Origin of the sequence: Shewanella surugensis (genome assembly GCF_023284005.1) — a bacterium.
In the GTDB taxonomy this organism is placed as follows: domain Bacteria; phylum Pseudomonadota; class Gammaproteobacteria; order Enterobacterales; family Shewanellaceae; genus Shewanella; species Shewanella surugensis.
Genome location: NZ_JAKIKS010000013.1, coordinates 1 through 22,471 on the forward strand (window position 1 = coordinate 1; position 22,471 = coordinate 22,471).

Consider the following 22,471-nt stretch of genomic DNA (forward strand, 5'->3'; position numbering starts at 1 on the left):
TACCCTATAAAGTTGACTCTATAACCCTTTTTAAGCGCGGTGGATTTAATCAGTTGTTCTACCCCCGCGAGCGTCAATAGCATCAGTGTGGGAGAAATAATCCCACCTTGAAGCGTACCTTCATTGGTTTTGTAGAACAGTCCTTTATCCATAAAGCCACACTCAAGCCATTGTTTCATCATTCTTTTGTCTAATTGAATGTTATCGATGAGCCATTGATGGCTAATCGTATCGAAACAGGCTTTGATGTCTCCCTCAAGAACCCATTGAGCAGCTCTCTTTTGACTCAAGCAAATGAAACATTGGGCAATGGCATCTGCCGTGCTTCGGCTAGGTCGAAAACCATAACTGTTTGGGTCAGCAAGTGTTTCAGATATAGGCTCTAACGCTAAAAGATGGAGTGCTTGCTGCGCTCTGTCAATCATGCATGGGATGCCTAATGCTCTGGATTTGCCGTTTTTCTTGGGAATATAGATACGCTTGAGAGGTTTAGCTTGATAAGCCTTTCTTCTCAGTTGGTTAACCGCTTTCATACGACGTGCATCGCTGTTCCAGATGATGCCGTCTATTCCAGGCGTTTTACTGCCTTTGTTTTGCGATACTCGCTTAACAGCAAGGTATTTTGCTGCTAGCGAGTGAGTCAGTATCCACTGCAATGCTTTAGCTCTGCCGCGTTTACCTTCTCTAGTTGCCTTTGCAATACGCATTTGAAGCTTTAACACCTGTTTTTCAATCGCTTTCCAGTTAATGGATTGCCATTTAGCACCGTCAGAAGGGGCACTAATTTCATTTGAAATCATCATTTGCGTTCCTCCTTAAATAAAGTTCTTCAAATTATCTTGCAACGAGAGACCAGCTGGAAGTGGGCTCACTTTCGTGCCAGACATGTGTCTGTATCTACATCATTACAATGTAGCTTTGGCTTTCTCCAGCCTCCTTTACCTGCATCGCCATCGGCTCTCTTCACAGAGTGCTTTCCCGTAGGGAGCGATACAGGCTTACCGTGTTCCGTATGTCGCGCAATGTCAGGTTAGATGCCCACTATAATGCGGAGAGCGTTGTGATCACGAAAGAATAATGTTCAATGTCTTTCCTACTCTCATTGCCATTTTGGCCACAGCGTATTAACCACTTCCGCTGTTTCATTAATTACGCATCTTATATGGATTCACTTATGTTCATCATACTGACTCCCTAGCACTTACCCGACTCGTGGTTGTCAGGAGGAACGTCCTCTCACGATTCTTTTCCCGTCCAATGGACTTTGTTACATTGTCAGACTCGCTTCTTTATTCAGAGTCATAGGGTCATCTGGTGATACAGATGGTTCACTCATAAGCGGTGAACAGCGTTTCATACGACCTCACGTCGCACAAACATAAGAATGATGGTACCTCACGCGGGTTTAGTACTCAGTTTAAATCCCTATCGAACACCGCAAAAACCCTCGTTAACTTAGCGATAAAGATTAAAAATAGCCCTGTTAATATTTAGCCAATGTCACCACTTTGAGGGTTGAGGATACTTTAGGAAAGTGAGTCGTTTTAGCCTATGTTATCCACCTTTTTATTGAGTTAGTTGTGCTAAAGCTGTAGGTGACTTGGTTGAGGCAATTGACTTTTATAATATTAATCTTGCCTAACTTAGGACAGGCTTATCATGTTAGGTTGTCCTTTAATTACTTAAAATATGGGTGTTACCTTTATGGGGAATGATAATAATGTATCGTGGCCTGATTAAAGTGGGCGCGCGGAAGTGGGTTGGTGATTTTGACAAACACTGAGTGGGAGGACAACGATTGAAGGATAAAATGGTGATAACGGGTGAATGTTTTTGTGGAGAGGTTCGATACCAAGTGGACGGTCAGCTTCGTGATGCGAGATCTTGTCATTGTTCTCGCTGCCGTAAAGCATTTAGCGCGCAAGCTTCCGCTTATGCACTTGTTGAACCTCAAACATTTAGCTGGCTTTCGGGTCAACACCTATTAACATCCTATGCGAGTAAACAAGGCTTCGGTTTGCAGTTTTGTTGTCAATGCGGTTCCACATTGTGTGGGACTTTTAATGGGGTCATTCATGGCGTGACTTTAGGCTGCCTGAATGGCGATCCCGATATAGTCATCAGTCGGCATCTGTATGTGGGTTCTAAAGCGAGTTGGGAGGTCATTCCTAATGGGGTGCATAATCAAATAAGCTTTTATGAGGAAAAGACACCTGAAGAACCGTAGTTAAATCATGTTGCTGAGTGGGAAGCTCATTGCTAGGGCTTAACTATTGGGTATAACGATTGAACTTAGCGATCGAACTTAAAGATGGGACTTAAGGATAAGGATTCACTGTGATAAGAGCGGTAAGTGATGAAGACGTACAGGCGACCATCGAGGTTTATAATGACTATATCTCAGAGACGGTAACGACTTTTGCATGAAAAGTTAGGAATGGAGCCGGTGGCACATTTTAAAGAAGTGGGTTTTAAATTTAATCGGTGGGTCAACGTCGGTTATTGGCAGGGCGTAATCGAAACCGAGTCAAAAGCCGCTCACATTGAAAATCAATGAAAACGAGTGAAAAGTAAAAGCAATCTTAGGACAGGCTTAATCATTGAATTGAACTCTCTTATTGCTTGAATCTGTGAAACTATCTATGCTGTTGAATATAAAATGATAATAATGATGCAGGGGAAATAAACCATGAAGTTATCACTCATGGCGGCGAAATCAAAGCAGGGTATTATCGGTAATGGTCCTGACATTCCATGGAGGGCTAAAGGCGAACAACTGCTATTTAAGGCCATGACCTATAATCAATGGCTTCTTGTAGGACGCAAGACCTTTGAGTCAATGGGAGCGCTTCCAAATCGACAATATGCGGTAGTGACTCGATCAGACTTTACTTCAACAGATGAAAATGTCTTCGTTTTCTCTTCAATTGAGGATGCGTTAGCACAATTAGATACAATGACAAACCATGTTATTGTCGCGGATGGAGGTGAATTATATGCGAGCTTGATTACGCAAGTGGATACGCTGCATATTTCCATAATGGATATTGAACCCGATGGTGATATCTTTTTCCCCATGATCCCGGATACATTCACCTTGGTTTTTGAACAAGGTTTTGAGTCTAACATCAACTATACCTATCAAATCTGGCAAAAAAGTCAGTAACGCTAGCTGGCGAGTAAAAAGGTGGTTATATGGCATTACGCCGTTACTTATCAAATACTTATCACGTGGTTAATCAATGTCATGGATCGTTTTAATTGTATCGCACTGATTGTTGGCATTTAGCTTGTGTTATTTTGATGCTTTTGTATTGCTGAGCTTGGCTTGTTGGGACGTTTGTACTGATATTTGTTTTGCGCCTTGCTTAAAGACGGCGTGCCAAAAATGGGATCCTAGCTTAGAGATGACCCGTGACTCGGCGTTCATTAACATGACCATACCGAGCTTGAGTTCGGGTGAGTAGGCGATTTCTGCCACATAGCCCGCGACCCATCCAGCATGATAAATCAGTGGATTACCTTCAAATTCATAGACTCGCCAGCCTTTACCATAGTGAGCATCATCGAGATAGTGTTTCCATTCACGGCGCTTTAGCTCTTTGCTCGTACGCACCCCTGGCGTGGTAATATCTTGAAGTACATCAGGGCTTATCACATTAGGGCGGGTGCCAAGATTGGCCATAAGCCATTGAGCCATATCGGTAATGCTGGCGTTGACGCCCGCAGCGGGAGCCAATTGATAATAATTGGGGTTAACAGTGACTTGTTTAAAGCCTGAGCGGGTTTTGATGTGGGGTTCGGCGCGATTGATCTCTTGACTAAAGGCCTCAAATCCCACAGAGGCGGAGTGCATATTTAAAGGCGTAAAGATACGCTGCTCGAGTAAACGGGCGTATTCTTGGCCCGTTTGCTGCTCGATGGCCGGTTGAATAAATGAGAAGGCGACATTTTGGTAACCATAGCATTTCCCCGGTGAACATATCGGGTTGAGCTTAGCGAACTTGGGCACAATTTTGTCTAATTTAACGTTGGCGTCGATCATATTGTCATAGCTGTTGGGCATGAGCCCAGTACTTTGACCGATAATGTGTGCCAGCGTGATCTGCTGGCTTTGTTTTGGGTTTGCGAGGCTAAATTCAGGCAAATATTGGGTGATCGGTTGTTGCCAGTTGAGTTTATGCTCGTGCACTAACTGACTGGTTAATGTACCTGCGAAAGTTTTAGACACCGAAGCGAGACGAAAGACCGTATCGGCATTAATATCGAGTGAACTGTTTTTATGTCGTTTGCCATAGGTGCTGAGCTTGAGAATGTGATCGTCTTCGACAATCACAAAGGCCCCACCGGGAACCTTGCTCTCTTTTAAACTTTGGTGAAATTGCTGTTTAAAATCATCGCTAATAGTTTGGAAAGGTGATGCTTGTACGCTTGATGAAAAGAAGGCAATACCACACACTATGGTCAAAATGGTGGTGAGTGGAGAGATGGCAGTTTTTAAAGACATGAATACACTCTGTGATTTGTTTTTATACGGTAATTATTATTTTAGTGGCATTATGTGGGTCACTATTTTGTTAGCAGAAGAGATTAATCGCAATCATACATCGACTCATCACTTTTTTAACATAATGCATAGTGAGTCAAGCATAAAACAAGATGTATGACTTTTAAAGAAATAGAGTTAAAAATAACGAAAAAGTGTTCATTATTGTTGCTTATTACTGAGTGTTATCGTTAATGGCTGCGATGGCGGAGAGTGATCCCGACGATCAGGGTATCATTTTATTAGCGTCATTTTCGGTATACAGTGAGATTTGTGACCATTAGCACTTGAAATAAGGAATCTAAAGGTAATGAAAGACCCGATGTTAGAATTAACGCACATTTTGCAAGCGGTATCATTTATTGATACACCGCAGCAGCAAATACGCTTTATTGTCGATAGTGTGAGTGCGGCGGTCAATCGGGATGTGTGCAGTTTATATAGGGTGAATACCAAACATGAAATGGAATTGCTGATCAGTCATGGTTTGCAAGTCAATCAACCCATTTGTATTCCTGCTGGCAAGGGCTTGGTTGGTCTCGTGGCCAAGGAACGTCATGGACTTAATTTAGCGATTGCGAGTGCTCAGAGTGCGTATTTTTATGTGCAGGGCACTAAAGAAGAGCAATTTAACAGCTTCTGTGGTGTGCCTTTAGTGCATCACGGTGAGGTTGTTGGCGTCTTGGTAGTACAAAATAAAAAAGCGCAGGTGTTAAGTGAGCAAGAAGAAGCCTTTTTATTAACCTTAGCAGCGCAACTGGCCTTTATCATGGTGAATATTCCGAAGAGTCATGATATTGGTGTTAAACAGAACATCCGCTATAAAGGGATTAAAAGTGTTGAAGGTATTGCCTTAGGTAAAGCGTTGCTGTGTGGCTTAACGCAATTGTCAGAAGTGGTGGATGTCCATAATGATAAGCCACAAGAAAGTGTACAAGAGTGGCAAAAATTATTATCGCAGGTACAAGATGATTTAATCAACGAGCAAAAAAGCCTAGGGGACAATATGAGTCCTAGCATTTGTTCTATTTTTGATGCCTATCACCTGCTCTTAAGCGATGTCGTTTTAAGTGAAAAGATTGAAGAATATATTTATGATGGCTTTGCATTGCCCAGTGCGATAAAACACGGTATTTACTTTTTTGCTAATCATTTTAAAAAAATGGCGGATCCCTATCTCAATGCGCGTGCCGAAGATATTATCCATCTGGGTAATAAATTAATTCATATCTGGAAGGGCGGCGGTAAACATGCTTCCGTTGAACATAAGAGCCCAGTGATATTAATTGGCGCTCAAGTGAGTGTGAGTGACATTGCCAGTATCCCCAGTGAGTTCTTAGCGGGTATTATTTGCTTTGAAGGGTCGAGTTTATCCCATACCTCAATATTGGCCAATGCCATGGGCATACCCGCTGTTATGGGAATAGGGCAAATCAAAAATGTGGACATGCATGATTTTATGATTGTGGATGGCAATGAAGCACAAGTTATTTTACAACCCAGCGCCTTGTTAAAAAAAGCTTATAAGAGGCTGATCCGTCAAGAACAAAAAGTGACCATAAAGCTGCACAGTCTAAAAACATTAGCGGCGATAACGTTAGATCATTATGAAGTTGAACTATTGACCAATACGGGCTTATTGGCCGATATCACCCCTGGGGTAAAAAGCGGCGCACAGGGCGTTGGCTTATATCGCACCGAAATCCCCTTTATGGTGGGAGACAGCTTTCCGAGTGAGGACGAGCAGGTACGCGTTTACCGTCGAGTATTTGAGGCGTATGAAGGTAAACCCGTTTACATGCGAACCTTAGATATCGGAGGCGATAAACAGTTACCTTATTTTCCTATTCGACATGAAGATAATCCTGCTTTAGGGTGGCGAGGTATACGGTTTACACTGGATAATATTCAATTATTAATGACCCAAGTACGGGCTATGCTACGTGCCTCTAGCGGTATGAAAAGCCTACATATTCTATTGCCTATGGTGACCTCGAGTCATGAATTGACCCAATTTTCAATCGTGTTAAAAGATGCTTACACACAGCTTCAAGCCGATGGGTTAAGCATGCATTGGCCTAAGGTTGGGATCATGATTGAGGTACCCGCTGCCGTTTCACAAATTCCTTTATGGGCCAATAGATTGGATTTTATTTCTATTGGATCAAACGATTTAAGTCAGTACTTGTTAGCTCTTGATCGTAATAACCCACATGTTGCCGATCGTTATGATCATGTGCATCCCGCCGTTATTCATGAAGTGTATCGTACGGTGCAATTGGCTAAACAGTATCAATTGCCATTAAGTCTATGTGGTGAAATGGCCTCCGATCCCATCGCTGTCGTTTTATTGATGGGGATGGGCATACAGCGATTGAGTATGAGTGCCGCAAAGCTGCCGCGTATAAAATGGCTTATTCGCAATATTGAGGTGCAATGGGCACAGCAGATCTTGGCGGATTGCTTGCTGCTTGATGATGTCGATGATATACGCTGTCATATTCAGCAAGCGATGAAGGATAAGGGCTTACAAGACATGTTTAAAATCGATGATCGTAAAATGAAGCGTGGTTAGGAAGAAGAATATGAAATGTTCAGTGTACATAGCGACCAGTGTGGATGGTTATATTGCAAAAATGGATGACAGTGTCGATTGGCTCCATGCTGTTGGTGATTTAAAGGCCGACATGGGAGATGATCAGGATATGGGGTTTAACCGCTTTATTCGTTCTGTGGATTGCATGATCATGGGGCGAAAGTGTATGGAAGTGATTTCGAATATGAATATTCCCCCTGAGCAGTGGCCCTATGGAAATATTCGTATTGTGGTATTGAGTCATTCTATTCAAACCCCTCCCGATAATCTTCATGGTAAAGTTGAAATGTATGCGGGGGATATTCAGCAATTAGTGAAGCAATTGACGTCAGAAGGCATTAAACACGCTTATATTGATGGGGGCACAACGATCACCGCTTTTCTTAATTTGAAACTCATCGATGAGATGATTATTACCAAGGCGCCGATACTTTTGGGTGAAGGGATCCCTCTTTTTGGGAAAATAAATCATATGATTCAACTTGAAAAGGCGTCTGCCTGTGCATTTCCTAATGACTTTATTCAAATTAAGTATAAAGTCAGTTATTGAATCATTTTATGCTATATGGTGCTTTATTTTTATTGATAGCGCTATTTTTAGACTATTGACCCCTAGAGCCTAAAAAAGGCTGAGCGACGAAAAAGGTTGATTTGCCCTATAATTTTTTTATAGTTCGAATTTGATATGCGCAACGCAGTGTCAAATTAGCTGCATTTTTATAAGGAGAAGATGATGAGTGTGATTATATTTTTAGTGATTGGAGCCATTGCGGGGTGGGCAGCGGGCAACATAATGAAAGGCAGTGGTTTTGGCATGTTAGGTAATATTGGTGTGGGCATAGTGGGTGCTATATTGGGTGGCTTTGTGTTTAGTTTAATAGGACTGAACGCGACAGGCTTTATAGGCTCAACAGTGACAGCCATCGTCGGTGCGGTGATTTTACTTTTTGTGGTGAGTAAAATCACCAAGAAGTGATGCTGTAGGTGTGGCCGCCTAAGTCATCATGATTTGAGGCGCTAGAAGAAAAAGCGAATGTGTCGACATTCGCTTTTTCGTGGCTTATCAGGAACAATAGGAAGATTGATAACCTATTAGGGATAAGGGAACGCTGTGACAAAGAGTAAACAAAAGGGTTTAGGTTGGCAGTCATTAGAGCAGAATATTTATGACTATATGGGGTTAAAGTATTGCTGTGAGCCGCAAGGACGCTATCGAGTACATGTGCCATTAACCGAAAAGACGGCTAATCATTTTGATAGCTTTCATGCTGCATTTCAATTTGCAACGGCGGAGTCATTGGGTGGGATCGTGATTTTTGAAACCAGAGCAGAAAAACACTACACCCCTTTAGTGAGAAGTGTGACCATAGACTTTAAAAAACCTGCAATGACCGATCTTTTTGCTGAGGCGGTTTTTTCAACCGCAGATGCGCTTAAAATGAATCAGTCAATGCGAGAATTTGGGCGTTATGATTTTAAGCTCAATATTGAGTTAAAGAATATCGCCGATGAAGTGGTATCTATTTTAACCGCCGATTATGCGGTAAGAATATTACCCAGTAAGTAACGATTTATTTCCCGTCACGTTTCCCTTATCAAGTTTGTTGATGTCGATATGGGAAAGGTGCTTCCAGTTCTGTGAGTGGATCATGGCGTGTGTTAGCTTAAATCTTGACTAAAAAGGCCGTGATTTTTACTCTTCTCTGTTAAAAGGTGTAAACTTAGGCCATATACTCTAGAGCAATCAAGTGATGTATACATTTTGAGAGTAGTGAGCCAAAATAATTTATTTCCTAGCAGTTATGCCTGAGTTTAGGGTAAGGGGGAGCGGTTGAATAAGTGGGTTAATGAAAGGCTAAATCAGAGTGATACATCATTAAATGATCTGCTCGTGACGGTCGATAACAATGATGTTATTACAGGCTATGAAAGCAAATTACGTTGTCATCAAGGTTTAGGCATACTGCATCGGGCATTTTCATTGTTTGTGTTTAACAATGAGAGGCAATTATTGGTGCAGCAACGCAGTGCGCTAAAGCCTTTATGGCCTTTATATTGGTCTAACAGTGTATGTAGTCATCCTCGAAAAGGAGAGCCATTTCAAGAGGCGGTTAACCGCCGTCTTAAAGAAGAAATGGGCGTTACCAGTCAGCTGACTTATTTATATCAATTTGAATATCATGAGCCTTATTTAGATGTGGGCGCTGAGCATGAAATGTGCTCTGTTTATATTGGTAAAATTGAGCAGAACATCAAAGTGGATCCCGCTGAGGTGGCAGATATTGAGTTTATGAGTATGGAGGAGGTTAACCGCTTGATGATCGCCTCGCCAGAGCGGCTAACGCCTTGGTTTAAAATGGAATGGCAACAGCTGATGACTCAGCATCGTGAGGATGTTGACGCGCTGTTTCGTTAATGCTGTTATGTGATACTTTGTATAGTATGCTTTTTGGTTGTTTTTCAACGGCCGCTACTTCTCTTGCCGTATTCTTCCACAAAAGACAGCGAAGTGTACCGATTTTTATTATCCACAAGCAGCTGAAGGGGTTTAATCTGATGGCTACTCCGGTGGCTGTTCTGGTGTTGATTGGCCCGTTATGCCCTGATTGTCATTGTTGTTAGCATGACTGTTGATAGTAGTCTGAATTGTTGAATGACAGACGGCCTTTGTTGAGGCGACAGTGGGGACTTTATCGCGGCGATATTCCTTGGCAATGAGATCATGATGAAAATAGCGTGTATAATGGCGAATTAAAAAAAAGAATAGCCTGCATATCTTTATGATATTGGGATTTTTTTCACCTGTTTGCCACTGGGCTAACTGGATTTCACTCATCTTCATGATCTGTCCAAGCTGGGCTTGGGTTAAATAAAAACACTCACATAGGCTATCCATTTCGGTCACGCGCTTATTCCTTTATTTTAAAAACTTGTCCTTTGACCCGCTCGCTTTCTTGATTAGTTCACCGTAGCTTGTCAGTGTGAATGGACTCAGTACAGCCGTGTACTGAGTCGTTTATACTTTTTTAGTTAGCCTAATGACTGAAATTTGACTGCTCTATTTACTCGTTTTTTCACTACTGTTTGTTTGCCATTTTCCATTGATATTTCACACTTTATTATTAGATCTCCATCATAGTATGGGGTTAAACAATCACAGGTTTTATCGGCTCTGACCTATCGGCGCGCACTGCAAAATAGGCCAGCATCACAAATAATATCGACTCAGCAACATTAAGCGGGAAGCGTAAAAATAAATACGCGTCATAGAAAAACATCGGCTGATAAGGCACAAAGACATCACCTAAAATATGATGATTACGAATTAAATCTTCCATTAATGTAATAAGGTTAATGATGATACTGAGGCTAAAAACCCCCATAAGTAAGTATTCTTGGGGGATCCGTCGATAATGCACATTGAGTCCTAATGTCTTAGCAATAGTTCCACGATAAAAAATTAATGTGATGATCAATAATTCAAAGCCAATATAAGTGACGTAAAATACCCAACTGGGGACTTGAGTGAGTAAATAATCACTCAGCCAAAGAACATCAATGATTTTAGCGCCAATAGGTATGGATAAAAAATATAACCAATTCGGGTAATGCCGACAGTGAAACAAACATAGCATAGGGATAACAGAAAAAGTGAAATGTGCTATCCAAGACGTATACGGGAAAAAGATTGAAATAATCCCCGTTAAGGCAACATAGGCGGTGATTGCAAAGGTGATCAACCACAAAACCGGCTTGCTCTTAGAATAATAAAATAATCCTAGAGTCGTTGAGCAAGTACCTAAGAGCACCACTAAGATAATAAGGAGGGTTTCCATACCAGATCCTAACTTATCGTAATATAATTAATCGATTATTATTGGAGCCTGTGGTTTAGGTTTAGGGCCCATAAAAGGATAAAGAGCTATCATCGGTTCCTTATCATCAGCTAAGTGAAACGACTCTTCAACCACCTTTACAATATTCGAAGTAGAAATGGTTGTCGTATCGAACTGAGCGATTGACACTTGTTTGTGAATGGCAACGCTTATTTGATTATCAATCAATTGGAGGGCGTTATCGGTTGTGATTGGCATATCCATTGGCATAGTGTATTTCCTTATTAAAAGTTGATTATCTGTGATTTTTTGGCAATCGTTGAGCTGCAAACTTGCTATGAGCAACTCGGGTTTATGTGTTAGAGCGACTTATCAGTGATCTTTCTTTAGGCTGACTTGTTCGAGTCAGACTATCTATTAGCAGATTTAAGCCTCACTCTACTCTGTCTGCTTATTCTCTGCTTCTGTATTAATCCGTTTTACAGCTTGTTAATCTTACGGCTTATGTTTACTGATTGTTAATTATTGCTCAACGTGTTGCTTTACATTAATTAACAAATGGCTAAGATTAAACCGCTAAATCCACTCAATGTCAATTATTTTTACTTAACAAAACCTATTAAATCAATATGAAAGCGCCGCGAACTTGGCTTGAAATTTGCACTTTGCAATGATATGTCAAAGTTTGGACGCAGTAACCATGGGTGTGAAAGCCAGTTTTGGGCAATTAAAACAGCTAAAGCCAATACATTTTAAAGGCATAGGCACACCTTTATTGGTCTTGGCTGCGCTGGCAATGATAGTGTTACCCATGCCGCCTTTTTTATTGGATATTTTATTTTCCTTTAATATCGGCCTCGCTTTAATGGTGTTGCTGGTGGCCATCTACTCCGATCGTCCATTAGATTTTGCCGCCTTTCCAACGGTATTATTGGTGGCGACCTTATTACGCCTAGCGTTAAATGTGGCTTCGACTCGGGTGGTGTTACTCGAAGGGCATAATGGTGGTGATGCCGCGGGTAAAGTGATTGAAGCCTTTGGCTCTGTTGTCATTGGCGGTAATTATGCCGTGGGTTTAGTGGTGTTTTTGATTTTAATCATTATTAATTTTGCGGTGGTGACTAAAGGGGCTGGCAGGATCGCTGAAGTGAGTGCACGCTTTACCCTCGATGCTATGCCAGGTAAGCAAATGGCCATCGACGCGGACTTAAATGCAGGTACCCTAAATCAAGAACAAGCCCGCCTTCGCCGCGCAGAAGTGACTAAAGAAGCTGACTTTTATGGTGCGATGGATGGGGCATCTAAATTTGTGAAAGGCGATGCCATTGCTGGGATTTTAATTTTAGTGATTAATATCTTAGGCGGATTTGTGATTGGCATGGCTCAGCATGGGCTCGATGTTTCGTCGGCGGTTGAGATTTATATCTTGTTGACGATTGGTGATGGTTTAGTGGCGCAAATTCCGGGGCTATTGCTGTCTATTGCGGCGGCGTTAATGGTGACCCGCCAAAATGAGTCGGGTGATATGGGACAGATGGTGATAAGCCAGATGTTTGATAATCCTAAGTCTTTGATTATTGCCGCAGGGGTGATGTTCATTATGGGCATTGTGCCTGGCATGCCACATTTTGTGTTTATTAGTTTGAGCTTATGTATTTTTACGGGGGCTTATTTTATGCAGCGTAAAAAGCAAGCGGTCAAAGAGGCGTCATTGGCCTTAGCCCAGTCTGGTAGTACCGAGAAAGTCAGTAATGAGCCCAAAGAACTTAGTTGGGATGATGTGCAACACGTTGATACTATTGGGCTGGAGGTGGGTTATCGTTTGATCCCTTTGGTGGATAAAGGCCAAGGCGGCGAGTTGCTCAATCGTATTAAAGGGGTGCGTAAAAAATTATCTCAAGAATTCGGTTTTCTTATTCCTGCGGTGCATATTCGCGATAATTTGGACTTATCACCTAATAGCTATCGGATTTCATTAATGGGCGTCGTGTCAGGGGAAGCGGAGATCAGGCACGATTGTGAATTGGCGATCAATCCCGGTCAAGTGTTCGGTAAGCTGGAGGGGATTGAAACCCGTGATCCGGCTTTTGATTTGGAGGCGGTATGGATCACGCCGAATACGCGAGAGCACGCGCAAACCTTAGGCTATACCGTTGTCGATTCGGCGACGGTGGTGGCCACCCATTTAAGTCAACTCTTGAGTAATAATGCTGCAAAGTTATTGGGTTATGAAGAAGTGCAGCAATTAATGGACATGCTTTATGAGGCTTCACCTAAATTAGTGGATGGTTTTATTCCGGATGTGATGCCGTTAGGCAGTGTAGTGAAAGTGATGCAGAACTTGTTGAACGAAGGGGTCTCTATTCGTGACATGAAGACCATAGTACAAACGCTATTGGAATATGGCCCTAAAAGCGGAGACACCGAAGTGCTAACGGCAGCGGTTAGGATAGCGTTAAAACGCATGATTATTCAAGAGATCAGTGGCCCTGAGCTAGAAATACCCGTCATAACATTGGCACCAGAGTTGGAACAAATGTTGCATCAGTCAATGCAAGCTGGCGGCGGTGATGGACCGAATATTGAACCGAGTCTGGCTGAGCGTATGCAAAAGTCATTAGTGGATGCTGCTCAAAAACAAGAAATGGTGGGACAACCAGCGATTTTACTCACTTCAGGCATGTTACGTTCGACGTTATCACGTTTTGTTAAATATACCATCCCGAGTTTACGGGTGATTTCGTATCAAGAAGTGCCTGATGAAAAGCAGATCAGAATAGTATCGGCTGTGGGCAAGTAGAGGTGTGATCTTTGAAGATTAAACGGTTTTTAGCAAAGGATATGCGTTCAGCATTAGCTCAGGTTAAAGAAACCTTAGGTCTTGATGCGGTGATTATGTCGAATAAAAAAGTCACTGGTGGCATTGAAATTGTGGCTGCGGTTGATTATGACGAGTCTAAAACAACAAAAGCCAGTACACCGAGTTTAACAGACAGTACAGGGGAACATACGGTTCCAGTCAAGACACGCAAGAAAGGTTATTTTCAAGGATTATCTTCATTGGCTGAAGAGAAAGTGTCTCTTGGCCAGCAAGAGCGCCGTGCTCAAGCCGCGCCGCTGCAAGCCCAAGTGCACAAAGTGGCAGCGGCTGCTGAATGGGAAAAAGTGTCGGGCTTAAATTTGAAAGAAAAAGCGGCTCAGTTAGCCTTGATAAAAGCGAAGCAAGAACAAATTAACAGCCAAACGATGACACCACTCAGAAGAGAAGGCCAACCACAAAAAGGGGCGGTGGCAGATTCTTTGCAGGCATTATTGGAGCGACAACAAAATCGCGTGCCTCAGCAAATTGATCTTCAGAAAACGGAGCTTCAGAAAACGTCTACTCAGGCCGATAACAGTTCTATGCCGGAGTGGGCCAAGAGTCTTCAGGAACAAAACGGTGCTTATCAACATCAAAAAGCAGAATTTACACCTAAGGCCTCAGCACAATCGGTCAGGAACAAAAGCGCTCATCAAGATGAAGAACTGGCAGCATTAAAGCGAGAATTGGTATCGATTAGAAGTTTATTGACCGATCAAGTCAGCAGTTTAATGAGTGATAAGAAACAGCGCACCGATCCCGTGGGTGCCATGTTTGAAAATAAACTGTTGCAGGCTGAGTTTTCACCTTTAGTGGCCAAGAAGCTCTCTGGTTTGAGTGAACAATATTCGCCAGCAGAGTTAGTGAAAACCTTACCACAAAGCTTAGCTAATTTACTTGATAATCAAGGTGATGATATAGTGAGGCAAGGTGGTGTCGTGGCCTTTGTGGGACCCACTGGGGTGGGGAAAACCACCACTATAGCCAAGCTCGCTGCTCGTTATGCGTCTTATCATGGTAGCGAGCATGTGGGATTAATTACTACCGATCATTATCGTATCGGTGCGTTTGAACAATTAGCCACTTATGGCAAAATTATGGGCTGCCCTGTGAGGCAAGTTCATGATATTAATGAATTAGAACAAGTGTTATACCAATTTAGAAATCGAAAGTTGATCTTAATTGATACTGCTGGAATGGGGCAAAGAGATTTACGTTTATTTCAGCAATTGGATAATTTGACCGCCAATAGTCGACTACCTATTCGAAATTATTTAGTCATGGCGGCCACTGGACAAAGAAAAGTATTAGAAGAGGCGGTGGCGCAATTTGCGCGAATCGCCTTATCGGGTGTGGTGTTAACCAAGCTCGATGAATCGACATCATTAGCACCCGCATTAAGTGTGCTAATAGAAAGCGGGTTGCCATTAAGTTATGTGACAGATGGCCAGAGAGTCCCCGAAGATATGCAGGTTGCTGATACTTTAGATTTAGCCAATAGTGCTTTGTCGGTATTAGATGCTGTAGAACCCATACAAAATAGTCAAGGATCAGATGATCTGATCTATGCAGTTGAGTGAAGCCATGAGTCCGGATCAAGCAAGCGGTTTACGTATGATGAATCAACAAACGAGTGAAAAAGTGAAAGTGATCGCTGTTTCAGGCGGTAAAGGTGGCGTCGGTAAAACCAGTGTCTCGATTAATACCGCAGTGGCGTTAGCTGAAAAAGGCAAACGGGTATTGGTATTAGATGCGGATCTGGGATTGGCCAATGTCGATGTGATGTTAGGTTTACGTTCTGATTTGAATTTATCTCATGTGTTATCGGGTGAGGCTGAATTAGATGACATTATTTTACGCGGACCAAAAGGGGTCGGCATTATTCCTGCGACTTCCGGCACGCAATCTATGGTGGAACTGAGTCCTGCTCAGCATGCGGGTTTAATTCGTGCTTTTAGTGAAATGCGCACTCAATTTGACATATTAATTGTCGATACGGCTGCCGGTATTTCCGATATGGTACTGAGTTTTTCCAGAGCGTCTCAAGATGTCGTTATTGTGGTGTGCGATGAGCCGACGTCGATTACCGATGCTTATGCGATCATTAAGATTTTAAGCAGAGAGCACGGGGTTTTTCGTTTTAAAATTGTCGCCAATATGGTGCGTAGTTTACGCGAAGGCATGGAATTGTTTGCCAAATTAAGTAAGGTGACTGATCGCTTTTTGGATGTGGCATTAGAGTTAGTGGCGACGGTACCCTTTGATGAAAACTTAAGGAAGTCCGTTCGTAAGCAAAAATTGATTGTGGAAGCTTTTCCTAAGTCGCCAGCATCTATTGCGTATCATGCTTTGGCGAATAAAATGATCACTTGGCCTATTCCACAACAACCAGGCGGGCATCTCGAGTTTTTTGTCGAGCGGCTCGTGCAACGCCCTATTTATAAGGATGATGAAAGTGAATAAAGCCGCAGCGTATACTCGTTTTGATAATAGAAGCACTATCGTAGAAGAGTATGCCCCGTTGGTTAAAAAAATTGCTCATCATCTATTGGCGCGTTTACCTGCATCAGTGCAATTGGATGATTTATTGCAAGCGGGCATGATGGGGCTACTTGAGGCTTCTGCAAATTTCGATGGCAGTAAAGGCGCGAAGTTCGAGACCTTTGCGGGTATTCGTATTCGCGGTTCTATGTTGGATGAAATTCGTCGAGGTGATTGGGTACCCCGATCAGTGCATCGAAATCAACGTCGTGTGGCACACGTTATCGATGAATTGGAGCAAGAGTTAGGTCGAGATGCCAGAGATCAGGAAATTGCAGAGCGTCTTGAGCTGTCATTAGTCGAATATCACCGTATTTTGAATGATATTGCTGTCGGTAAGGTTGTGGGGATTGAAGACTTAGGTGTTACAATTGATGTCCTCAATAGAGATGATTTTCAAGATGATGATACCTTTGAGTCGCTTGCTAAAGTGGCGTTTAATAGTGCTTTAGTCGAGGGGATTAAACAATTACCCGAAAGAGACGCCTTAGTACTGTCATTATATTATGACGAAGCGTTAAATTTGAAAGAAATTGGTGTCATTCTGGATGTGAGCGAATCGAGAGTGAGCCAGATACACAGTCAAGCGATGCTCAGATTAAAAGGCAAGCTTAAGCACTGGACACACACATAATAACTTTAATAAGTAAAAAATAAATCCGCGGAGGATACCTTGGACAAGAATATGAAGATTCTGGTTGTTGATGACTTTTCAACAATGAGACGTATCATTAAGAACTTGTTAAGAGACTTAGGGTTTAATAACACCCAAGAAGCTGATGACGGTTCAACAGCGCTACCGATGTTACAGAAAGGCGATTTTGACTTTGTTGTTACCGACTGGAACATGCCGGGAATGCAAGGTATTGATTTATTGAAGGCCATTCGTGTCGATGAGAGTTTAAAACATCTTCCCGTGTTAATGGTTACCGCAGAAGCTAAACGTGAGCAAATTATTGCGGCGGCTCAAGCGGGTGTCAATGGATATGTTGTTAAGCCTTTTACGGCGGCAACGCTAAAAGAAAAGCTAGACAAAATTTTCGAACGATTAGCTTAAGCAGGTGCCTATGGAAGCACAAACCTCACCACTTATTTGTTTAGAGCAAGCTGAACAGTTGGTGGAATACCTTTCAGCAGGGGATCAAGCGAGCGCTGATGAGTTGATAAAACTGATTGCTAGCCCGCTACAAAAAGACCTTTTTGATGAAGTGGGTCGATTAACGCGTCAATTACACGATGCGATTGTGGATTTTCAAGTTGATGAGCGCTTAATTGAATTGGCTAACACAGACATTCCTGACGCGAAAGAACGTTTGAATTATGTCATTGATATGACAGAGCAAGCGGCTAATAAAACCATGGATGCAGTTGAGGGGTGCTTGCCTCTAGCGGACACTTTGAGCCGCAATATTCAGTCTATTCGGCCGTCTTGGGATAAGCTCATGTGCCGTGAAATCGAACTGCGAGATTTTAAATCCTTGTGCCATGAGATCCAAGGCTTTATCGATGGCAGCGAGATGGACTCTCAACGCTTAAAGTTATTATTAAATGAGATTTTGTTAGCCCAAGATTTTCAAGATTTGACCGGACAAATGATCCGCCGTGTGATTGAACTGGTTAAAGAAGTTGAATCCAGTTTGGTGTCATTATTAACGGTTTTTTGTGATACTCCGATGGTGGGTTATCAAGGGAATGACAATAAGAATGTCGAAGCGGAAGGTCCGATTATTAATGCTGAACGTCGCCAAGATGTGGTGACAGGACAAGATGAAGTGGATGATCTGTTATCCAGTTTAGGTTTTTAATCAGTAACGGCTCATGTTGAGCATCCTAATAACACAGACCGTACAACGGAAAGTGGGCGTGTCTCATTGGGATGTTCTTGTGCGTTGATAAAGATACAAACAATGTCATGTTTGGTTTAGGTTTCTAAGGGAGAGGTCGAAAGGATGTCTTTTGATGTTGATGAAGAGATACTGCAAGATTTTTTAATCGAGGCAGGCGAAATTATCGAATTGTTACAAGAGCAGTTGGTTGCGCTTGAAAATAACCCTGACGATACCGATTTACTCAATGCCATTTTCAGAGGTTTTCATACCGTTAAAGGCGGAGCAGGCTTTTTGAGCTTAGGCCCTATGGTCGACGTGTGTCATGAAGCTGAAAATACCTTTGATTTATTGCGTACTGGGCAGAGGCAAGTGTCCGCTGAATTAATGGATATCATTTTGCAGGCCATTGATACTATCAATGCCATGTTTGCGCAAACCCAAGCGGGTCAAGAGCAAGAGCCAGCCGATGCGCATTTACTTTCTCTGCTAAAGCAGCTTAGTGCTGCAGAGCCTCAAAAGGTGACATCATCAAGGTTAATCCAGCCAGAAAACAGTCTCTGTGTTGATGATAATATGACTGCATTATCAAGCCCTTCATTAACGCTTGCGAATACGTCCATTCAATGTGGTGTGCGTAGTGGTAGCATCGATGATATCAATCAAGTGGAATTTGAGGCGTTATTAGATGCATTACACGGTGATGGGCATGGTCCATCATCTCAGTCAACGGTTTTAGCGGCTCAAGATGTCACTCCAGCGGGCATCATTGAAGCAGAATTAATGCAGGAAGCCTGTCAGGATGCTGCTGACAGTCTGTCATCAAATAATGATATTACCGATGATGAGTTTGAAGCGTTACTCGATGAGTTACAGGGGACTGGACCCTTTAGTGGGCCGGATCCCACGACGTTAGTTGTCTCAGCAGCCCCAGTGGCATCTGATGATATTACCGATGACGAATTTGAAGCGTTACTCGATGAGTTACAGGGTAATGGCTCCTTGAATGGCCCCTTGAATGGGCCATTAACCGCGGCGTCAGTTGTCTCAGCAGCCCCTGTGACATCTGATGATATTACGGATGATGAATTTGAAAATTTATTGGATGAATTACATGGCTCGGGAAAGGGTCCCAAAGGTGAAGTGGCGTTCACAGCACACGTCGACAGTGGCTTGAACTCCTCTGTCTTAGCGAGTAAAGAAAAGCGTCATCAGGCCACAGAGTCTCGTAGCCCTTTACCCAAAAAAGCCGTTAAAATAAGCTCAAGTAAAACTGAAACCACTGTGCGGGTGGATACGGCTCGTCTAGATCAGATCATGAATATGGTGGGCGAGTTAGTGCTGGTGAGAAATCGCCTGCTGAGTTTAGGGGTGGCGCGCGATGATGAGGTTATGTCTAAGGCGCTGGCAAATTTAGATCTTGTTACGGCTGATCTTCAAGGTGCGGTGATGAAGACGCGTATGCAGCCGATTAAGAAAGTCTTTGGCCGCTTCCCTCGAGTCGTGCGAGATTTAGCACGCAGTCTGAATAAAGATATTGAATTAGTCATGATCGGCGAAGAAACCGATTTAGATAAAAATTTGGTTGAGGCCTTAGCCGATCCATTAGTGCACTTGGTGCGCAACTCTGTGGATCATGGTATTGAAATGCCGGATGAGCGTGAAGCCAATGGCAAAATGCGAACCGGAAAGATCACCTTATCGGCTAGCCAAGAAGGCGATCATATTCTATTGAAGATAGAAGATGATGGTGCAGGGATGGATCCTAAAAAACTGAAAAAAATAGCGGTAGGTCGTGGGGTTATCGATATTGATACGGCATCAAGAATGTCAGATCAAGATGCGTATAATTTGATTTTTGCACCCGGTTTTTCAACGAAAGTTGAGATCTCTGATATTTCAGGTCGTGGTGTAGGAATGGATGTGGTGAAAACGCGTATTGCTCAGCTAAACGGCACGATCCATATTGACTCCTTTAAAGGTCAGGGAACGCGGTTAGATATTAAGGTGCCGTTAACGTTAGCCATTATGCCGACCTTGATGGTTGAAGTGGCGACACAAGTGTTTGCTTTACCATTATCGAGTGTGAATGAGATTTTTAATTTAGATCTCAATAAAACGAATATGGTTAATGGCCAACTGACGGTGATCGTTCGCAATAAAGCGGTACCGCTGTTTTATTTAGAGCATTGGTTAAGCCGCCAGCCTAGTAAGATTGGACAGAATAAAAATCGACATGGTCACGTGGTGGTTGTGCAATTAGGCACTCAACAAATTGGCTTTGTTGTGGATTCATTAATTGGACAAGAAGAAGTGGTGATTAAGCCTCTCGGCGCCTTATTACATGGTACTGCGGGCATGGCTGGCGCTACCATTACCTCTGATGGTGGTATTGCGCTTATTTTGGATGTGCCAGGACTGTTGAAACATTATGTAAGATAGTCGATATACTTAAGCCGTTGGATCCTGAATGTTCAACGGGTTTGGGTAATATTGGGTATATTATGTTGCTCCATAATGTTGTTTTCAGTATTAGGTTGTTGTGTAGGGAAATGAATGGGTATAAAAGTACTGGTTGTTGATGATTCAAGCTTCTTTCGTCGTCGAGTGAGTGAGATGATTAATCAAGATGTTGCTCTTGAGGTGATAGGCACGGCAGTTAATGGTAGGGAAGCGGTGGAAATGGCTGTCAGTCTGCGGCCGCAAGTGATCACCATGGATATTGAAATGCCAATCATGGATGGGATCAGCGCTGTAAAAGCCATTATGCAGGCAACACCGACGCCCATTTTAATGTTTTCATCACTTACCCATGCAGGGGCGAGTGCAACGTTAGATGCATTAGAAGCAGGAGCGTTGGATTTTTTACCCAAACGTTTTGAAGATATCGCGACCAATAAAGACATTGCCATTACGTTATTACAGCAAAAGATTAAACTTTTAGGTAGGCGTCGATTATTGGGTCTGAGTCCCGCTCATTTGGCTCGCACCTTAACGCGAGATAATACACCAATACGAACAAAGCCCTTACTGGCTTCAGAAGATAACAAACAGCCGGCGTCTTCGATGCGAACGGCTGAAATCAGCAAAGAGTTACCATTAGCCTCGAATGTGGGCCGAGTGACGTGTGCCAGTGGTAAACAGTATAAACTGGTGATTATTGGCACTTCTACGGGTGGGCCTGTGGCATTGCAGAAAGTATTAACGCAGTTTCCGGCTCATTATCCTTATCCTATTTTGCTTATTCAGCATATGCCAGCGGCTTTTACCCCTGCTTTTGCTAGCCGATTAAATAACTTGTGCAAGATTAGTGTTAAACAGGCTGAAAATGAAGAGTTATTACGTGCGGGTTGTGCTTATTTAGCCCCAGGTGGTATGCAAATGATGCTAGAGAGAGGCGGAAGATTTGGCCGAATAAAGATCCTTGTGGGTAAACAAGAGTTGAACTATAAGCCGAGTGTGGATATCAGTTTTGCCTCTGCATCTAAAGTGATAGCGGATAAAACCCTCGCGGTGGTACTGACCGGAATGGGGGCCGATGGGCGAGAAGGAGCGCGTATGTTGAAAAATACCGGGGCAACCATTTGGGCGCAAAATGAAGCGAGTTGTGTCGTTTATGGCATGCCACAAGCGGTTGTGAAAGCAGGGCTTGCCACAAAAATATTGGCGCTGGAAGATATCGCCGATGCGATTTTATGTGAAACAGGCATGAGGTAATGAATTGAAAAAATGCGGTTAATGACTTTAAGGTTATATTAATCATCATGAGCTCAGTGGGTTATTTACTCTCCTTTTTATTACTGGTGACATCAGTGACTTTTGGTGGCTTGTATTTTGACACTTGGCAGAAAAATAATAGATTGAATAAACAAGTGCATGATTTGCAGCAGAGTCAAATTTTATTAAGTGTGCCTAAAGAGCAAGCATCGGTTATCGCGCATTGGATGAATGCGCATCCTGAGTATGTTGAAGCTATGGTCAGTCAAGCCCAAGTAGAACAAGCACTGCAGCTTGAGGATAGTACGAGTATTACTTCAGTGCCTATTGCTTCTAAAGAATCGATGATAGAAAAGCTGGGGATTAATGTGACTGTAATGAACAAAGCTGTAATGAATAAATCTGCGATGACTCATCACACGATCAAGCCTGCTATACAAAGCTCGAGAGTGATAGCGGAGTCTGAAGAAGGAGTGAAAATCATTGCATTACCACATGGCGGGATAAGGATCACCACTCGCTGAAAATACAGGCTGTTAATCAGTGAGT

Annotated in this window: 21 protein-coding genes; 16 read left to right on the forward strand and 5 right to left on the reverse strand. The window is 42.8% G+C overall.

Annotated elements, in window-relative coordinates; genetic code table 11:
- Positions 1 to 803: reverse transcriptase N-terminal domain-containing protein (locus tag L2764_RS04950; protein ID WP_248939129.1), on the reverse strand; the 803-nt coding region annotated here is incomplete at its 3' end.
- Between the two features lie 995 nt (positions 804 to 1,798).
- Here L2764_RS04950 and L2764_RS04955 point away from each other — a divergent pair.
- Together L2764_RS04955 and dfrA are read left to right on the forward strand one after the other, a co-directional pair.
- Positions 1,799 to 2,227, forward strand: a complete 429-nt coding sequence (locus L2764_RS04955; RefSeq protein WP_248939130.1) for a GFA family protein — start codon at positions 1,799 to 1,801, stop codon at positions 2,225 to 2,227.
- Between the two features lie 462 nt (positions 2,228 to 2,689).
- Entirely contained in the window at positions 2,690 to 3,166 is a 477-nt protein-coding gene (gene dfrA, locus L2764_RS04960; protein ID WP_248939131.1) for a trimethoprim-resistant dihydrofolate reductase DfrA, read from the forward strand.
- A gap of 129 nt (positions 3,167 to 3,295) precedes the next feature.
- Here dfrA and L2764_RS04965 read toward each other — a convergent pair whose 3' ends face one another.
- Positions 3,296 to 4,507 carry a serine hydrolase domain-containing protein gene (locus L2764_RS04965; protein WP_248939132.1) on the reverse strand — a complete coding sequence of 404 codons (1,212 nt, stop codon included), beginning with the start codon at positions 4,505 to 4,507 and terminating at the stop codon, positions 3,296 to 3,298.
- Between the two features lie 349 nt (positions 4,508 to 4,856).
- Here L2764_RS04965 and ptsP point away from each other — a divergent pair, with 349 nt between their 5' ends.
- From ptsP to idi, 5 genes are all read left to right on the forward strand, one after another.
- Positions 4,857 to 7,121, forward strand: a complete 2,265-nt coding sequence (gene ptsP, locus L2764_RS04970) for a phosphoenolpyruvate--protein phosphotransferase (protein WP_248939133.1) — start codon at positions 4,857 to 4,859, stop codon at positions 7,119 to 7,121.
- A gap of 10 nt (positions 7,122 to 7,131) precedes the next feature.
- Positions 7,132 to 7,692: a dihydrofolate reductase family protein gene (locus L2764_RS04975; RefSeq protein ID WP_248939134.1), complete on the forward strand. Its 561-nt coding sequence runs from the start codon at positions 7,132 to 7,134 to the stop codon at positions 7,690 to 7,692.
- Between the two features lie 180 nt (positions 7,693 to 7,872).
- Positions 7,873 to 8,118 carry a GlsB/YeaQ/YmgE family stress response membrane protein gene (locus tag L2764_RS04980; protein ID WP_248939135.1) on the forward strand — a complete coding sequence of 82 codons (246 nt, stop codon included), beginning with the start codon at positions 7,873 to 7,875 and terminating at the stop codon, positions 8,116 to 8,118.
- 135 nt (positions 8,119 to 8,253) lie between these two features.
- Positions 8,254 to 8,709 carry a DUF4442 domain-containing protein gene (locus L2764_RS04985; RefSeq protein ID WP_248939136.1) on the forward strand — a complete coding sequence of 152 codons (456 nt, stop codon included), beginning with the start codon at positions 8,254 to 8,256 and terminating at the stop codon, positions 8,707 to 8,709.
- A 264-nt stretch (positions 8,710 to 8,973) separates the two neighbouring features.
- A complete protein-coding gene (idi, locus tag L2764_RS04990; protein WP_248939137.1) occupies positions 8,974 to 9,558 on the forward strand; it encodes an isopentenyl-diphosphate Delta-isomerase in 585 nt (194 codons plus the stop codon).
- A gap of 144 nt (positions 9,559 to 9,702) precedes the next feature.
- Here idi and L2764_RS04995 read toward each other — a convergent pair whose 3' ends face one another.
- The 3 genes from L2764_RS04995 to L2764_RS05005 form a co-directional block, all read right to left on the reverse strand.
- The gene (locus L2764_RS04995) at positions 9,703 to 10,047 is read right to left on the reverse strand and encodes a helix-turn-helix domain-containing protein (protein ID WP_248939138.1); all 345 of its coding nucleotides are present in this window, start codon (positions 10,045 to 10,047) and stop codon (positions 9,703 to 9,705) included.
- A gap of 241 nt (positions 10,048 to 10,288) precedes the next feature.
- Positions 10,289 to 10,978: a hypothetical protein gene (locus L2764_RS05000; protein ID WP_248939139.1), complete on the reverse strand. Its 690-nt coding sequence runs from the start codon at positions 10,976 to 10,978 to the stop codon at positions 10,289 to 10,291.
- Between the two features lie 27 nt (positions 10,979 to 11,005).
- Complete coding sequence (locus tag L2764_RS05005) at positions 11,006 to 11,248, reverse strand: hypothetical protein (RefSeq protein WP_248939140.1); 243 nt, start codon at positions 11,246 to 11,248, stop codon at positions 11,006 to 11,008.
- A 430-nt stretch (positions 11,249 to 11,678) separates the two neighbouring features.
- On the opposite strand from L2764_RS05005, the gene flhA reads away from it, so the two are divergent.
- The 9 genes from flhA to L2764_RS05050 all read left to right on the forward strand — a co-directional run bounded on the left by flhA (position 11,679) and on the right by L2764_RS05050 (position 22,446).
- The gene (gene flhA / locus L2764_RS05010; RefSeq protein ID WP_248939183.1) at positions 11,679 to 13,778 is read left to right on the forward strand and encodes a flagellar biosynthesis protein FlhA; all 2,100 of its coding nucleotides are present in this window, start codon (positions 11,679 to 11,681) and stop codon (positions 13,776 to 13,778) included.
- An 11-nt stretch (positions 13,779 to 13,789) separates the two neighbouring features.
- The gene (gene flhF / locus L2764_RS05015; RefSeq protein WP_248939141.1) at positions 13,790 to 15,418 is read left to right on the forward strand and encodes a flagellar biosynthesis GTPase FlhF; all 1,629 of its coding nucleotides are present in this window, start codon (positions 13,790 to 13,792) and stop codon (positions 15,416 to 15,418) included.
- Positions 15,419 to 15,422: 4 nt separating this feature from the next.
- Entirely contained in the window at positions 15,423 to 16,301 is an 879-nt protein-coding gene (locus L2764_RS05020) for a MinD/ParA family protein (protein WP_248939184.1), read from the forward strand.
- Entirely contained in the window at positions 16,294 to 17,013 is a 720-nt protein-coding gene (locus L2764_RS05025; RefSeq protein WP_248939142.1) for an RNA polymerase sigma factor FliA, read from the forward strand. Before L2764_RS05020 ends, L2764_RS05025 begins: the two co-directional genes overlap by 8 nt.
- 39 nt (positions 17,014 to 17,052) lie before the next feature.
- Positions 17,053 to 17,436 carry a chemotaxis response regulator CheY gene (cheY, locus tag L2764_RS05030; RefSeq protein WP_248939143.1) on the forward strand — a complete coding sequence of 128 codons (384 nt, stop codon included), beginning with the start codon at positions 17,053 to 17,055 and terminating at the stop codon, positions 17,434 to 17,436.
- A 10-nt stretch (positions 17,437 to 17,446) separates the two neighbouring features.
- Positions 17,447 to 18,184 (forward strand): protein phosphatase CheZ, encoded by a 738-nt coding sequence (locus L2764_RS05035; protein ID WP_248939144.1) that lies wholly within the window; start codon positions 17,447 to 17,449, stop codon positions 18,182 to 18,184.
- A gap of 144 nt (positions 18,185 to 18,328) precedes the next feature.
- Positions 18,329 to 20,647, forward strand: a complete 2,319-nt coding sequence (locus tag L2764_RS05040; protein WP_248939145.1) for a chemotaxis protein CheA — start codon at positions 18,329 to 18,331, stop codon at positions 20,645 to 20,647.
- A gap of 114 nt (positions 20,648 to 20,761) precedes the next feature.
- A complete protein-coding gene (locus L2764_RS05045; RefSeq protein WP_248939146.1) occupies positions 20,762 to 21,922 on the forward strand; it encodes a protein-glutamate methylesterase/protein-glutamine glutaminase in 1,161 nt (386 codons plus the stop codon).
- A gap of 47 nt (positions 21,923 to 21,969) precedes the next feature.
- The gene (locus L2764_RS05050) at positions 21,970 to 22,446 is read left to right on the forward strand and encodes a hypothetical protein (RefSeq protein WP_248939147.1); all 477 of its coding nucleotides are present in this window, start codon (positions 21,970 to 21,972) and stop codon (positions 22,444 to 22,446) included.
- The last annotated feature ends 25 nt before the right edge of the window (positions 22,447 to 22,471 follow it).